The following is a 14,224-nucleotide window of genomic DNA, read 5'->3' as shown; positions in this document are numbered from 1 at the left end:
ACGCGGCGCGGGGCGGCGGCGCAAACCCATTTCGGTGCACCGCCATTCCGATCGGCCCGATTGTTGCGGAATTCAGCGCCGCGGCAAAGCCTTCGGCGCCGGTGCCGTGGCGCCGCCTTCGGCCCGCGCCAGAAGGTCGGCGGGCTTGAGCGAGATGCTCTTGACCAGCGTGTCGGCGGCGCCGAGCGACCCGATATCGCGCCCGCCGACGGTCACTTTGAGCGCTTGCGGTCGGCTGGTGCGCAGCGTGAACTGCTTGATATAGGCGGCGGGCACCTGATAGGTCTCGCCGGGATCGAGCGTGCGCCAGTTCTCGGTCTTGCCGTTTGCGTCGTCGAACCCGATCCACACCTCCGAAATGCCGGTGAGCACGACCGGCGCATCGGCAGGAACGGCGCCGTCGGCGGCGGCCTTGCCCGCTGCGGCCGGCGCGGTTGCGGCCGCGGGAGCTTCGGACGCGTCGGCATCGCGATTCTGCGCTGCGACCAGCGCCTCGTCGGGCTCGACCGACAGGAAGCGCCATACGCCATAGGCCGAGACGAGCACCGCGGCGACGATCACCAGCGTCCACGCCAGCCGCGCGGTCGGCAAGCGGGCGGGGTCGGTCGGTTCGTAAGCCTCGTAGATCGGCCGGGCGCCATATTGATCCTCGTCGAGTTCGCGGCGGATGTCGGCGGCGATCTCGGTTTCGGGCAGGTCGACCGCACGGGCATAGGCGCGCGCGAAGCCCGTGACATAAGTGCGCCCCGGCAGCTCCGAAAATTCGGATTTCTCTATGGCTTGAAGATGCCGCTGGGTGATGCGCGTGCGCGTCGCGACGTCGGCGAGCGACAATCCCGCCGCCTCCCGCGCCAGCCGCAGCCGGTCACCGGTGCGCGTGATCGCCAGTTCGCCCTGCGTGGCGACCTCTTCCTCTGCCATTGCTGTCTCCGTGCCGGTCGGTGCAACCCGGTTTGACCGTGGCGCCGTTCATCGCATTGGCGATGCGCGAAAGTCAAATGAAGTTCGGCGAAACGTCGGCGGCAAGCATGCGGATGGGGAGCGGTCCGAAGGGCAGGCGATCAGAGCACATATTTGCTGAGGTCGGTGTCGCCGACGACGTCGGCAAGCTGCCGGTCGACATAGGCGGCATCGATGGAGAGCGTGGTGCCCGTTCGGTCCTCGGCGGTGAAGCTCACCTCCTCGACGAGCCGTTCCATGATCGTCTGGAGGCGGCGGGCGCCGATATTCTCGACCTTCTCGTTGACGTCGGCCGCGAGCCGCGCGACGCGCGCGATCGCGTCGGGCGTGAAGGTCAGCGTCACGCCCTCGGTCGCGATCAGAGCCGAATATTGCTCGGGCAGGCCAGCCTTGGTCTCGGTCAGGATGCGGACGAAATCCTCCTCGCCGAGCGCGCCCAGTTCGACGCGGATCGGCAGGCGGCCCTGGAGTTCGGGCAGCAGGTCACTCGGCTTCGCGACGTGAAAGGCTCCCGAGGCGATGAACAGGACATGGTCGGTCTTCATCGGACCATATTTGGTGGCGACCGTCGTGCCCTCGATCAGCGGCAGCAGGTCGCGCTGCACGCCTTCTCGGCTCACCGAGCCGCCGCGCACGTCGCTGACCGCGATCTTGTCGATCTCATCGAGGAAGACGATGCCGTTCGCTTCCGCATCGGCCAGCGCGACGCGCGCGACGTCGTCCTGGTCGAGGCGCTTGTCCTGCTCCTCCTCGATCAGCCGCGTCGCAGCTTCCAGAACCGTCAGCTTGCGGCGCTTCTTCGGCAGGCCGCCCATCGCCTTGCCGAGCATGTCGGACAGGTTGATCATGCTCATCTGCCCCGGCTGGCCGGGAAGCTCGAACGGCATGTTCGGGGTGTCGGCGACCTCGATCTCGACCTCGCTGTCGTCGAGATGGCCTTCGCGGATGCGCTGGCGGAAGCTCTGGCGCGTAGCCTCGCTGGCGCCCTTGCCGGTCAAGGCATCGAGCAGCCGCTCCATCGCCGCCTCTTCGGCCGCCGCGCGCACCGCTTCGCGGCGACGGTCCTTCTCCAGCCGCACCGCTTCCTCGACCAGGTCGCGCGCGATTTGTTCGACGTCGCGGCCGACGTAGCCGACTTCGGTAAACTTGGTCGCTTCGACCTTGATGAAGGGCGCGTCGGCGAGCTTGGCGAGACGGCGCGAAATCTCGGTCTTGCCGCATCCCGTCGGGCCGATCATCAGGATATTCTTCGGGCTCACCTCGTCGCGCAGTTCGGGCGAGAGCTGCTGGCGGCGCCAGCGGTTGCGCAGCGCGACGGCGACCGCGCGCTTCGCGGCGTCCTGGCCGATGATATGCGTGTCAAGCGCGGCGACGATCGCCTTCGGGGTCAGATCCTTGTTCATGATCGCTTATGCCTGGATATCGATAATTTCGAGGGTGGTCTGGTCGTTGGTGTAGACGCAGATTTCGGCGGCGATCTGCATCGCCTTCTTTGCCAGCACCTCGGGATCCTTTTCGTAATCGACGAGCGCGCGCGCCGCGGACAGCGCGTAATTGCCACCCGATCCGATCGCCGCGATGCCGCCCTGCGGCTCCAGCACGTCGCCGTTGCCGGTGATGACGAGCGTCACCTCCTTGTCGGCGACGATCATCATCGCCTCCAGATTGCGCAGATATTTGTCGGTGCGCCAATCCTTGGCGAGTTCGACCGCGGCGCGCAGCAACTGGCCGTGGTGGCGCTCCAGCTTCGCCTCCAGCCGCTCGAACAGCGTGAACGCATCGGCCGTCGCCCCCGCGAAGCCGCCGATGACGCTGCCGTCGTGCAGGCGGCGCACCTTGCGGGCATTGGGCTTCATCACCGTCTGGCCCATCGACACCTGACCGTCGCCGATGACGACGACCTTTTCCGGGGTGCGGGCGGACAGGATGGTGGTTCCGTGCCAGGGCGCGGCACTGTGCGCATGAGGATCGGTCATGCGGCGCGATATGGGCAATCGGCGCCGGGGCTGCAAGGGGAGGGGACGGCGATCAGATCGCGTTGGCGGCGAACGTGTCGCACTGGCGCGGATCGCCGGTCTCCAGCCCGCGGCGGAGCCAGCGCATGCGCTGCTCGCTGGTGCCGTGGGTGAAGCTTTCGGGCACCGGTCGCTGGCCCGCCGAGCGCATCAGCGTATCGTCGCCGATCGCGTTGGCGGCGGTCATCGCCTCCTCCATGTCGCCCGGCTCCATCACCGTCTGCCCGTCCTTCGTTCGCGCCCGCGCGGCCCACACGCCGGCATAGCAGTCGGCCTGCAATTCCATGCGGACCTGGATCGCATTGCCCTCGGTCTGCGAAGCGCGGGCTTGCGCGCGGCGGACCTGATCCGATGTTCCGGTAATCGTCTGGATATGATGCCCGACTTCGTGCGCGACGACATAGGCTTGCGCAGCATCGCCGGCGGCGCCGAACTTCGTCTTCAACTCGTTGAAGAAGCTGGTGTCGAGATAGATGCCCTGGTCGGCGGGGCAATAGAAGGGTCCCATCGCCGCCTGCGCCGCGCCGCAGCCCGAGCTGTTGTGGTCGGTATAGAAACGCAGGCCGGGCGCGCGATAACCGTTGATCTGGCTTTCCCAGAAGCGGTTGGTCGAGCTGAACACTTGGCAGGCGAAGCGTTCGGCGGCGGTGTCGCAGGCGACGCCCTGCTGCGTGCCGCGGCTGTCTGCCATCGGGTCGGCGGTGCCGCCGCCCGTACTCAGCATCTGCGAACCGGGACCGAGGAAGACGAAAGCGAGTACGCCGAGCAGCAGGATCGTGCCGCAGCCCATCTTGCGCCCGAGCAGCATCGGCAGCAGTCCGAACAGCAGCCCGCCCATGCCACCGCCCCCGCCCCCGCCGAAACCGCCGCCGCCGCGACCGAGGTCGCGGATGTCGTCGCCGGGGTCGTAATCGTCGAGGCGCATGAGGGGGCTCCGCTGTTGAAGATCTGCTTGCTGCCTGTTTGTGGCAGCGGCGGGGGGCAATTGGAAGAGGCTTCGCGCGGGAACCGCCTCTTGCCAAGGGCGTTGCTGCGGTGCACCAACGGCTCCGGCCGTCCCGCCCCCCGAAAGGATCGCTTCGAGTCCATGCCCCGCCGCGCCGCCCGAGCCGCCTTGCCCTTGCCCGACCTCGTCGTGCTGGTCCTGCAGGGCGGCGGAGCGCTCGGCGCCTTTCAGGCCGGGGTCTACGAGGCGCTGATCGATCTCGGCGTCGAGCTCGACTGGGTCGCGGGCATATCGATCGGCGCGATCAACGCCGCGATCATCGCCGGCAATCCACGCGACGCGGCGGTCGGGAAGATGCGGGAGTTCTGGGAAGGCGTGTCGTCGGCGCTGCCCGTCCTGCCGGTGGCCGACAATGATCTGGCGCGCGAATGGGCGCATTGGGCGGCGGCCGGGCAGGTTGCGGCTTTCGGCGTTCCGGGCTTCTTCACGCCGCGTATCCCGCCGCCGATGTTCGCCGCGCCGCAGACGCCCGCCGCGATCAGCTTCTACGACACGGCGCCGCTGGTCGAGACGCTCGACCGCCTCGTCGACTGGGACCGCGTCAACGACGGCAAGGTGCGCCTGTCGGTCGGCGCGGTCGCGGTGGAAACGGGCAATTTCCGCTATTTCGACACGCGCACCGACCGCATCGACGCGCGCCATATCCTCGCGTCGGGCGCGCTGCCGCCGGGCCTGCCGCCGGTCGAGATCGACGGCACCTGGTATTGGGACGGCGGGCTCGTTTCGAACACCCCGCTCGAACATGTCGTCGAAAGCGCGGACGAGGCGATGCTGGTGTTCCAGGTCGACCTGTTCCCGGCGCGCGGCCCGCGCCCGCACGATCTGGAGGAAGCCTGGTCGCGCGAGAAGGATATCCGCTTTTCCAGTCGCACCCGCCGCATTTCGGACGGGCTGGTCCGGCGGCGCAAGGAACATCGGCTGATCGCCCGGATGCTCGACAAATTGCCCGGGGAGATGCGCGCGCTGCCCGAGGTGAAGGCGGTCGAGCGCATGGTCGACTGCAAGGCGCTGAACGTCGTTCAGCTCATCCACCAGCCGCCGGCATGGCAGACCGGCGCGCGCGACTTCGAATTCTCGCGCGCGACGATGGACGCCAACTGGGCGCTGGGCCGCGCAGCGGTCGAGGCGTCGCTGAAGGACGGACACCTGCTCGCCGAAAGCATCGCCGAAGGGCGGTCGGACAGTTTCGCCATCGAGGCGGGCGGCCTGCAGCCCAAATCGGCCCATGCCGTTTCCCCATCCCCTCGCGAGAAAAAGGATTGATCCCATGCATCTCAAAGGCAAGACCGCCCTCGTCACCGGCTCGACCTCCGGCATCGGACTCGGCATCGCCAAGGCGCTTGCCGCGGCGGGCGCGGACATCATCATCAACGGATTCGGCGACGAGGGCGCGATCGAGGCCGAGCGCGCGGCGCTCGCCGCGCTGAACGGCGGCAAGGCGGCCTATGACGGCGCCGACCTCACCAAGCCCGACGCGATCGCGGAAATGTTCGAGCGCGCCGACAGCGACATGGGCGGGGTCGACATCCTCGTGAACAATGCCGGCACTCAGTTCGTGTCGCCGGTCGAGGATTTCCCGGTCGAGAAATGGGACCTGATCCTCGCGCTCAACCTGTCGTCGGCCTTCCACACCATCCGCCACGCCGTGCCGGGGATGCGCAAGAAGGGATGGGGCCGCATCATCGGCACCGCCTCGGCGCATTCGCTCGTCGCCTCGCCGTTCAAATCGGCCTATGTCGCCGCGAAGCACGGGCTCGCCGGGCTGACCAAGACGGTCGCGCTCGAGGTCGCCGACGCGGGGATCACCGCCAATTGCATCAGCCCGGGCTATGTCTGGACGCCGCTGGTCGAGAATCAGATTCCCGACACGATGAAGGCGCGGAGCATGACGCGCGAACAGGTGATCAACGACGTTCTGCTCGCGGGGCAGCCGACCAAGCAGTTCGTGACGGTCGAGCAGGTCGCGGCGCTTGCCGCCTTCCTGACCCGCGACGAGGCGGCGAACATCACCGGGGCGAACCTGAGCGTCGACGGCGGCTGGACCGCCGCCTGACGTTGCGCGATCCTGCCTGCGGCGCGCTGCGTCCTTGAGCATTGCGTCATCCGCTCCTAAGGTTAACGGCGAACCGGACCAGGAGAGACGGACGATGTGGGGTCGCACCTTTCTATATTTGACATGCGCGGCGGGGCTGGGGCTCGCCGGATGCCGGACCGTGCCGGCGATGCCGCCCTCGGCGGCCGACGCCGCGCCGGCGGAGGCCGCGGGCACCTGGCGCGCCACCGCGACCGACCAGGACAAGGCGCGCATCCGCGGCTGGTATTCGAGCTGGACCGCGGCGCTCGCCGACGCGCGGGCAAAGGGCTATGGCGCCGACGTCGAGCGCGAAGGCGTGTTGCTGCAACCGACGGCGGCGCTGCCCAATCCGCACCTGCCCGCGGGCGAGTATCGCTGCCGCACGATCAAGCTGGGCACGCAGGGACGCGGTGCGATTGGCTTCATCGCCTATGACTGGTTCCGCTGCCGCGTGTCGGACGAGCAGGAACTCGCCAGCCTGACCAAGCTGACGGGGTCGCAGCGGCCGGTCGGCCTGATCTTTCCCGACAATCTCAAGCGCCAGATATTCCTCGGCACGCTGGTGCTGGGGGACGAGAAGATCCCGGTCAATTACGGCAGCGACCGGATGCGCGACATGGCGGGGCTGATCGAACGGATCGCCGACAATCGCTGGCGGCTGGTGCTGCCGGCGCCCGCCTATGAATCGCTGCTCGACGTGATCGAGCTGGTGCCGGCAAACGGATGATTTGAAAACAGGGGAGCAATAATGAAGATCAGCGGGCGGATTTTGGGACTGGGCGCCGCGGCGCTCGCGCTCGGGCTGGCGGCGCCGGTGGCGGCGCAGTCGCTGGGCGACCAGGTGCAGAAGCAGATGCCCTCGCTGATGGACATCTACAAGGATTTGCACGCGCATCCCGAACTCAGCTTCATGGAGGTCCGCTCGGCGGGCATCCTGGCCGCCGAGGCGCGCAAGCTGGGCTTCACGGTGACCGAGAAGGTCGGCGGGACGGGCATCGTCGCGGTGATGAAGAACGGCCCCGGCCCGGTGGTGCTGGTCCGCGCCGACATGGACGGGCTTCCCGTCACCGAGCAGACCGGCCTTCCCGGCGCGTCGACGGTGCGCGTGACGACCAAGGAAGGCGTCGAGACCGGCGTCATGCACGCCTGCGGCCACGACACGCACATGACCGCATGGATCGGCGTCGCGCGGCTGATGGCGGCGAACAAGAGGCAGTGGTCGGGGACGCTGGTGATGATCGGCCAGCCCGCCGAGGAGCGCGGCGCGGGTGCGCGAATGATGCTGGCGGACGGGCTCTACACCCGTTTTCCCAAGCCCGAATATGCGATCGCCTTTCACGACGCGGCGCAGTTTCCCGCGGGCATGATCGGCTATACGCCGGGCTATGCGCTCGCCAATGTCGACAGCGTCGACGTCACGGTGAAGGGGCTCGGCGGTCATGGCGCCTATCCGCAGGCGACCAAGGATCCGATCGTGCTCGCCAGCCGCATCGTCACCGCGCTCCAGACGCTCGTCGCGCGCGAGATCAGCCCGCTCGACAGCGGCGTCGTCACCGTCGGCAGCTTCCACGCCGGCGCCAAGCACAATATCATCCCCGACGAGGCGAAGCTGCAACTGACCGTGCGCAGCTATACCGACGAGGTGCGCACGCAACTGCTCGACGGCATCGCGCGCATCGCGAAGGGCGAAGCGATCGCGGCGGGCATGCCGGAAGACAGGATGCCGACGATCAGCGTCGCAAAGGACGAATATACGCCGTCGGTCTTCAACACCCCCGAGTTCACCGAAGAGATGGCGGCCTTCCTGAAGACCCGCTTCGGCGACCAGCGCGTCGTGCAGATGCCGCCGGTGATGGGCGGGGAGGATTTCAGCCGCTATGGCCGCGAGGACAAGTCGATCAAGAGCCTGATCCTGTGGGTCGGCGGCGTTCCGCAGGCCGAATATGACGCCGCGAAGAAGGAAGGCCGGACGCTGCCGAGCCTCCATTCTCCTTTCTGGGCACCCGATGCTCCCGCGGTCATCTCCACCGCGACCGAGGCGCTGGCGTCGATGGCGATGAAGCTGATGCCGAAGGGTTGAACATATTTGGCATTGGCAATTATCCCTTTTCGACAAGGAACTGTTCCCCGGCGAAAGCCGGGGTCCAGACGGCACAGCGCTGCTTCGCATGGACCCCGGCTTTCGCCGGGGAACAGCTCGTTTGCCTGAAGGATAATATGCCGTCATGTTTCGCGGCCGCCGTTATCAACCCTCGATGAACCCTCGTTGGCCTTGGAAGGGCTCGTCATTACGAGCGACGGGAACAGGGATTTCGCCCCGAAAGAAACAAACCCGGCAGCCGGGATTGAAAAGCCCGACCGCCGTTCCTATGTAACGGGAATGCGGGCCGGGCCCCTCTGGCGTCGGCGGGATCAACATCCCGCCACGTGATGTCGGACCGCATCGGGTGACACCGATGCACGGCGGCCAATTCTCCCCCCTGATCCAGGTCCCGGCATCGGCGTCGCCTGTTTTGAGTTCGCTCAATCAGGAGGCCATATGTCTGTGAATCCCCATATCTTTCACTTGACCGCGTTGCATCGGCGGCTCGACGAAGCGGTCCGGCGCGAGGCGCGCCGCCGCGGCGGCGACCCGTTCCGCGTGCTGCGGCTCAAGAAGCTGAAGCTGGCGGTCAAGGACCGCCTCGCATCACTGATGCGGCGCCCCGTTCGCGCCCGCTGAATCCGGCAATGAAGGCGAAGCGCGCTGCTTTCGGCGGCGCGTTTCGCCTGTCCAGGGATCGTCATCATGGAATTTCTCTTCACCGACTGGCTGGGAACCCCGGCCTGGTTCTGGCTGGCCTTTCTCGGCCTCGTCATCGCCCTCACGGCCTTCGACCTTGGCGTGTTGCACAAGGAGAACAAGGAGATGGGCATCGCGGAAAGCCTGAAGCTCTCCGCGATCTACATCGGCATCGCGCTCGCGTTCGGCGCCTGGATCTGGGTCGAGAAGGGCGGCGATGCGGGCCTTCAATATTATACCGGCTTCTTCATCGAAAAAGCGCTGTCGATCGACAATATCTTCGTCATCTCGCTGATCTTCGCGACCTTCGCGATTCCGGCGCGCTATCAATATCGCGCGCTATTGTGGGGAATCATCGCGGTGATCGTGCTGCGCGGCCTGATGATCGCGGGCGGTGCGGCGCTGGTCGCCGAATATGGCTGGCTGCTCTACGTCTTTGCCGCCTTCCTGATCTTCACCGGTATCAGGATGCTGTTCGCGAGCGACAAGCCGATGGACGTCGCGGGCAATCCCGTCGTGCGCTGGCTGTCGCGCCGCATGCCGATCACCGCGGACCTGCATGGCGAGAAATTCTTCGTGCGCGTGCCCGACGCCAAGACGGGGAAGGTCGTGCTGGCGGCGACGCCGCTGTTCCTTGCGCTCGTCGTCATCAACCTCGCCGATCTGGTGTTCGCGGTCGACAGCGTGCCCGCGATCTTCGCGATCACGACCGACACCTTCATCGTCTATACCTCGAACATCATGGCGATCCTCGGCCTGCGCGCGCTCTATTTCGCGCTCGCGGCGATGGTGCATCGATTCCACTATCTGAAATATGCGCTGGCGCTGGTGCTCGTCTTCATCGGGTCGAAGATATTCGTGGCCGATTTCCTGCTCGGCAGCGCGAAATTCCCGCCGCTGGCGAGCCTGGGAGTCACCGTCGCGCTGATCGCCGGGGGCGTGCTGTGGTCGCTCGTCATCAGTCGCCCGTCCGACTCGGCCGTGCGGTGACGGGCCGGCTGTCGCGGCCCGCCGCTCATACGGCGAGGAGAAGCGTGTCCTTGTCGCTCGGCGCGGCGGGCTGGAACATCGGGAGCGGCTCGAACGCCTCGTCGGTGACCTCGGTCTCGCCAAGCCCGTCGAGCTTGAACTGACCGAGGCGCTTTTCCTCGTCCGACCGCCAGTTCTTGTTGAGATTCAGCGCGCTGACGAACAGCGCCCCGTGCCGCTCGAACATCTGGTGCGGGGCAAGGGTCATGGCGTCGCCATTGTAGCGCGTGGACACGATGCGTCGCCGTGCGATCGCTTCCATCATTTTCAGTCGTGTATCGTTCATCGGCCCAGGGAGAGGTGGTTTCGTTGTGCGGTGCACCATACACCCGCCGCGGCGGACCTGGCAAGCATCGCTTGATCGCTCGTCCGCCCGGTCGCCCGCAGTTGCGGACGAATGCCGTTCGGATTGGCTTAACACCATATTAGCAAGGCCATATTTATGACAATCCGATGACCAGGAAGGGGCAGGGGGACCTGCTGACGTTGCTGCTTGCGGCCGTCACGACATTGTTGATCGAAATGGCGCTCGTCGAACGCAAGTTCGCGCTGTTCGGCGGCGGCTTCGGCCAGTCGCAAACGCTGGATACGCCGGCCGAGACCGTCCTGTTCCTGCTCGGTGCCGTCGGTGCGCATGCGCTGCTTTTCGGCCTGTTCTTCCTGTTGCTGCGCCGGCTGCACGGACGCGAATACGACCCGCTGATTTTCCGGTTCAACCTGCTGTTTTTCGGCGTCGCCGGCTTTCTCGCCGCGCTGACCGCCAAGTTCGAGCTTTTGTCCTATTTCAGCGATGCGGTCAGCTTCCAGTTGATCCGCAATCTGGGCGGGGGAAGCCTGTTCGACGCTTTCCTGTTCGTGTTGAATGAAGGCGCGCTGATGCTGATCGGCCTCGGCGGCGCGCTGATCCTCTATGGGATCGTCGTGGTCCGCCTGCGCCGTCGCGGCAATCGGACCCTGCTGCCGGCGGGTCGCTCGCAGCTGCGCTGGGCGGTGCTGGCGCTGGCGGTCGCGATGCCGGCGATCGCCGCGCAGGCCAACGGGGTGCCCGACGCGCGCGACGGCCTGCGCCGGATGACCGCCTATGGGCTGGTCAACCGGCTACTCGAACAACTGACCGATTTCGACCGCGACGGATATAGCTGGTATTCGGCGCAGATCGACCGGCATCCCTTCGATGCGTCGCGCCATCCGCTGGCGCTCGACATTCCGGGGAACGGGATCGACGAAGACGGCTTCGGCGGCGATTTCGTCTTTGTCGGCGCCGATCCGGCGACGCCCGCGCCGAAACTGCCGGCGAAGCGGAAGCATCTTGTCATCATCGTGCTCGAAAGCACGCGCGCGGACGCGCTGACGCAACGGGTGAACGGGCGGCCGGTGGCGCCGAACCTCGCGGCGCTGGCGCGCGCGGGAAGCAGCTTTCCGCACGCCTACAGCCACGTCGGCTTCACGACGGCGTCGCTCAAGAGCCTGTTTTCGGGCGCGCTCGATCCGCGGGTGGGAGACCCCTCCTTATTCTCCGACCTCAAGGCCAATGGCTATCGCATCGGCGTCTTTTCGGGCCAGCCCGAAAGCTTCGGCAATATTTCGGCGGTGGTCGGGATGCGCAAGGCGGCCGACATATTCGTCGACGCCGAAACGCTGGCGCACGAACGCGCCTTCGGCTTCGCCGCCAAGGGCTCGCTGCTCGTCGACGAGACGAAGATACTGGCGGAATTCGATCGGCGGATGGGCGATCCGGGACCGTGGGCGCAGCCGACCTTCGTCTATTTCAATTTCCAGTCGCCGCATTTCCCCTATCATCATCCGGGCATGCCCGACATGCTGGGTGTCGACCCGCTGCCGCGCGGCGACATTTCCGCGGCCAACGCCCGCCGCGTTCAGCAGACCTACTGGAACGCCGTCGCCTATGCGGATTCGCAGATCGGCGCGATCGTGGCTCGCCTGAAGGCGCTGGGGACTTGGGACGACACCGTGCTGATGGTCACCGGCGATCATGGCGAGGCATTGTTCGAAAACGGATTCCTGGGACATGGCCACGTGATCGAGCCCGCGCAAACCCATATCCCGTTCGTACTGAACGTGCCGGGCCTCTCCAGCGACCGGCCGCTCGGCCTCAGCGACATGCGGTCGATCCTGCTCCAGGCACTGGGCGGTGCGCCCGCGCCCGACAACGACGCTCCGGTTTTCCTGCACATCGGAGCGGTCGATACGCCCGCCGCGATCGGTATCGTCGAACCGGGCGGCGTCTTCACGACGCTCGCGCTCGGGACCGAGGAGATATGGTTTTCCGACAGCGGTCGGCGTGCGCGCTACGGCGATCTGAACGGTGCGGACAAGGCCCGCGCCGACCGGCTGGTCAACGAATGGGCGCGACAACGCTGGATGCGCCATCTGGCGACCCGCAAGGCGGCGCGAAGCTCGCCATAGCCGCGTAGCGCCGGGAGCGGGCGCGCACGGAGAAAACAATCGCGTATCGCATAAAAATGCCCGCCGGAGGTCGAACGACTTCCGGCGGGCAGGCTTTCCTCCCCAGGAAAGCTCGGGAGGCGCGGGGCGTTTGTGCAAGGCACCCCGCGCCGAGAAGGGTGGCGCGGGGGGCAACGAAAACCCCCGCGCCTAGAGCGGTTATCGATCCGATTGCATCGGATCGGCCGCTCTAGATTCTTGTTTTTCCGCATTTTCTGAATCGTCAGGCGATTCCACCTGACTGGAAAATGCTCTAGCTCGATCGTCAGGCGGCGAACTGGTTCATCGTATTGTCCTTGCCGCCCGCCTTCAGCGCGGCTTCGCCGGCGAAATAATCCTTGTGATCGTCGCCGATGTCGCTGCCGGCCATGTTCTGGTGCTTCACGCAGGCGATGCCCTGGCGGATTTCCTGACGCTGGACGTTCTTGACATAGCCCAGCATCGCTTCCTCGCCGAAATATTCCTTCGCCAGATTGTCGGTCGACAGCGCGGCGGTGTGATAGGTCGGCAGGGTGATCAGATGGTGGAAGATGCCGGCCCGCTTCGCGGCGTCGCGCTGGAAGCTGCGGATGCGGTTGTCGGCCTCGACCGCCAGCTCGGTGCCGTCGTAATCGACGCTCATCAGCTTCGCCCGGTCATAGGCACCGACATCCTTGCCGTCCGTCTGCCACGCGTCGAACACCTGCTGGCGGAAATTCAGCGTCCAGTTGAAGCTGGGCGAGTTGTTGTAGGCGAGCTTCGCATTGGGAACCGCCTCGCGGATACGGTCGACCATGCCGGCGATCTGCTCGATATGCGGCTTTTCGGTCTCGATCCAGATCAGGTCGGCGCCGTTCTGCAGGGCGGTGATGCAGTCGAGAACACAGCGATCCTCGCCGGTTCCGGGGCGGAACTGATAGAGGTTCGAGGGCAGGCGCTTCGGGCGCAGCAGCTTGCCGCCGCGGTTGATCAGCACGTCGCCCGGATTGCCCGCGCCCGTCACTTCCTCGCAATCGAGGAAGGCGTTGTACTGATCGCCGAGGTCGCCCGGTTCGCGGGTGAAGGCGATCTGCTTGGTCAGCCCGGCGCCCAGGCTGTCGGTGCGCGCGACGATCACGCCGTCGTCGACCCCCAGCTCCATGAAGGCATAGCGCAGCGCGCGGATCTTCTGCAGGAAATCCTCGTGCGGCACGGTGACCTTGCCGTCCTGGTGGCCGCACTGCTTTTCGTCCGACACCTGATTCTCGATCTGCAGCGCACAGGCGCCGGCCTCGATCATCTTCTTGGCGAGCAGATAAGTCGCCTCGGCGTTGCCGAAGCCCGCGTCGATGTCGGCGATGATCGGCACGACATGCGTTTCATGGTTGTCGATCGCGTGCTGGATCTGCTTCGCCTTGACCTCGTCGCCGGCTTCGCGCGCCGCGTCGAGCTCGCGGAACAGGCCGCCCAGTTCGCGGGCGTCGGCCTGCCGCAGGAAGGTGTAGATTTCCTCGATCAGCGCCGGAACGCTGGTCTTTTCATGCATCGACTGGTCGGGCAGGGGGCCGAACTCGCTGCGCAGCGCGGCGACCATCCAGCCCGACAGATAGATGTAGCGGCCCTTGACGGTGCCGAAATGCTTCTTGATCGCGATCATCTTCTGCTGCGCGATGAAGCCGTGCCAGCAGCCGAGCGACTGGGTGTAGTTGGCGGGATCGGCGTCATAGGCCGCCATGTCGGCGCGCATGATCCGCGCGGTGTAGCGGGCGATGTCGAGGCCGTTGCGGAACTTGTTCTGGGCGCGCATGCGAGCGACGTTTTCGGCGCCGATCGCATCCCAGCGGCCGTCCTGATCGCGGATGAGGCGGCCGGCCTGCGCCATGTCTTCGGTATAGCTCATCTTCACTGTCCTCGGCTGCGCCCCGGTGGGCGAT

At 66.3% G+C, this 14,224-nt stretch carries 13 protein-coding genes; 7 read left to right on the top strand and 6 right to left on the bottom strand.

Annotation, left to right across the window (positions count from 1 at the left end; translation table 11 throughout):
* Positions 1 to 72 precede the first annotated feature (72 nt).
* The 4 genes from ABS88_RS10295 to ypfJ form a co-directional block, all read right to left on the bottom strand.
* Complete coding sequence (locus ABS88_RS10295) at positions 73 to 921, bottom strand: helix-turn-helix domain-containing protein (RefSeq protein ID WP_076075116.1); 849 nt, start codon at positions 919 to 921, stop codon at positions 73 to 75.
* A gap of 140 nt (positions 922 to 1,061) precedes the next feature.
* The gene (gene hslU / locus ABS88_RS10290; protein WP_076075118.1) at positions 1,062 to 2,363 is read right to left on the bottom strand and encodes an ATP-dependent protease ATPase subunit HslU; all 1,302 of its coding nucleotides are present in this window, start codon (positions 2,361 to 2,363) and stop codon (positions 1,062 to 1,064) included.
* Positions 2,364 to 2,369: 6 nt separating this feature from the next.
* Positions 2,370 to 2,936 (bottom strand): ATP-dependent protease subunit HslV, encoded by a 567-nt coding sequence (gene hslV / locus ABS88_RS10285; protein WP_067110833.1) that lies wholly within the window; start codon positions 2,934 to 2,936, stop codon positions 2,370 to 2,372.
* Between the two features lie 52 nt (positions 2,937 to 2,988).
* On the bottom strand, positions 2,989 to 3,900 hold the full coding sequence (gene ypfJ / locus ABS88_RS10280; RefSeq protein ID WP_104959697.1) for a KPN_02809 family neutral zinc metallopeptidase: 912 nt from the start codon (positions 3,898 to 3,900) through the stop codon (positions 2,989 to 2,991).
* A gap of 162 nt (positions 3,901 to 4,062) precedes the next feature.
* Between ypfJ and ABS88_RS10275 the strand changes: the two genes are divergently transcribed.
* From ABS88_RS10275 to ABS88_RS10250, 6 genes are all read left to right on the top strand, one after another.
* Positions 4,063 to 5,244, top strand: coding sequence for a patatin-like phospholipase family protein (locus ABS88_RS10275; RefSeq protein WP_076075121.1), 1,182 nt, complete (start codon positions 4,063 to 4,065; stop codon positions 5,242 to 5,244).
* Positions 5,245 to 5,248: 4 nt separating this feature from the next.
* A complete protein-coding gene (locus tag ABS88_RS10270; RefSeq protein ID WP_076075123.1) occupies positions 5,249 to 6,034 on the top strand; it encodes a 3-hydroxybutyrate dehydrogenase in 786 nt (261 codons plus the stop codon).
* A 94-nt stretch (positions 6,035 to 6,128) separates the two neighbouring features.
* Positions 6,129 to 6,782: a DUF4893 domain-containing protein gene (locus ABS88_RS10265; protein ID WP_067110844.1), complete on the top strand. Its 654-nt coding sequence runs from the start codon at positions 6,129 to 6,131 to the stop codon at positions 6,780 to 6,782.
* A gap of 21 nt (positions 6,783 to 6,803) precedes the next feature.
* The gene (locus ABS88_RS10260) at positions 6,804 to 8,135 is read left to right on the top strand and encodes an amidohydrolase (RefSeq protein WP_104959696.1); all 1,332 of its coding nucleotides are present in this window, start codon (positions 6,804 to 6,806) and stop codon (positions 8,133 to 8,135) included.
* A gap of 459 nt (positions 8,136 to 8,594) precedes the next feature.
* Positions 8,595 to 8,777: a DUF465 domain-containing protein gene (locus ABS88_RS10255; RefSeq protein WP_076075128.1), complete on the top strand. Its 183-nt coding sequence runs from the start codon at positions 8,595 to 8,597 to the stop codon at positions 8,775 to 8,777.
* A gap of 66 nt (positions 8,778 to 8,843) precedes the next feature.
* On the top strand, positions 8,844 to 9,827 hold the full coding sequence (locus tag ABS88_RS10250) for a TerC family protein (protein WP_286749679.1): 984 nt from the start codon (positions 8,844 to 8,846) through the stop codon (positions 9,825 to 9,827).
* A 25-nt stretch (positions 9,828 to 9,852) separates the two neighbouring features.
* Here ABS88_RS10250 and ABS88_RS10245 read toward each other — a convergent pair whose 3' ends face one another.
* Positions 9,853 to 10,131, bottom strand: coding sequence for a WYL domain-containing protein (locus ABS88_RS10245; RefSeq protein ID WP_311880701.1), 279 nt, complete (start codon positions 10,129 to 10,131; stop codon positions 9,853 to 9,855).
* 188 nt (positions 10,132 to 10,319) lie between these two features.
* Here ABS88_RS10245 and ABS88_RS10240 point away from each other — a divergent pair, with 188 nt between their 5' ends.
* Entirely contained in the window at positions 10,320 to 12,293 is a 1,974-nt protein-coding gene (locus tag ABS88_RS10240) for an LTA synthase family protein (protein ID WP_076075132.1), read from the top strand.
* A 304-nt stretch (positions 12,294 to 12,597) separates the two neighbouring features.
* On the opposite strand, the gene ABS88_RS10235 is transcribed toward ABS88_RS10240, so the two are convergent.
* A complete protein-coding gene (locus tag ABS88_RS10235; RefSeq protein ID WP_076075135.1) occupies positions 12,598 to 14,190 on the bottom strand; it encodes an isocitrate lyase in 1,593 nt (530 codons plus the stop codon).
* Positions 14,191 to 14,224: the final 34 nt, after the last annotated feature.

This window comes from Sphingopyxis sp. SCN 67-31 (genome assembly GCF_001725095.1).
The sequence above is the reverse complement of the archived record's forward strand: the minus strand, read 5'-3'. Positions and strand labels throughout refer to the sequence as shown.

Bases quoted from the DNA above. Each gene is read 5' to 3' on its own strand.
- ABS88_RS10295 (WP_076075116.1), bottom strand. From the start codon at position 921: ATGGCAGAGGAAGAGGTCGCCACGCAGGGCGAACTGGCGATCACGCGC.
- hslU (WP_076075118.1), bottom strand. From the start codon at position 2,363: ATGAACAAGGATCTGACCCCGAAGGCGATCGTCGCCGCGCTTGACACG.
- hslV (WP_067110833.1), bottom strand. From the start codon at position 2,936: ATGACCGATCCTCATGCGCACAGTGCCGCGCCCTGGCACGGAACCACC.
- ypfJ (WP_104959697.1), bottom strand. From the start codon at position 3,900: ATGCGCCTCGACGATTACGACCCCGGCGACGACATCCGCGACCTCGGT.
- ABS88_RS10275 (WP_076075121.1), top strand. From the start codon at position 4,063: ATGCCCCGCCGCGCCGCCCGAGCCGCCTTGCCCTTGCCCGACCTCGTC.
- ABS88_RS10270 (WP_076075123.1), top strand. From the start codon at position 5,249: ATGCATCTCAAAGGCAAGACCGCCCTCGTCACCGGCTCGACCTCCGGC.
- ABS88_RS10265 (WP_067110844.1), top strand. From the start codon at position 6,129: ATGTGGGGTCGCACCTTTCTATATTTGACATGCGCGGCGGGGCTGGGG.
- ABS88_RS10260 (WP_104959696.1), top strand. From the start codon at position 6,804: ATGAAGATCAGCGGGCGGATTTTGGGACTGGGCGCCGCGGCGCTCGCG.
- ABS88_RS10255 (WP_076075128.1), top strand. From the start codon at position 8,595: ATGTCTGTGAATCCCCATATCTTTCACTTGACCGCGTTGCATCGGCGG.
- ABS88_RS10250 (WP_286749679.1), top strand. From the start codon at position 8,844: ATGGAATTTCTCTTCACCGACTGGCTGGGAACCCCGGCCTGGTTCTGG.
- ABS88_RS10245 (WP_311880701.1), bottom strand. From the start codon at position 10,131: ATGATGGAAGCGATCGCACGGCGACGCATCGTGTCCACGCGCTACAAT.
- ABS88_RS10240 (WP_076075132.1), top strand. From the start codon at position 10,320: ATGACCAGGAAGGGGCAGGGGGACCTGCTGACGTTGCTGCTTGCGGCC.
- ABS88_RS10235 (WP_076075135.1), bottom strand. From the start codon at position 14,190: ATGAGCTATACCGAAGACATGGCGCAGGCCGGCCGCCTCATCCGCGAT.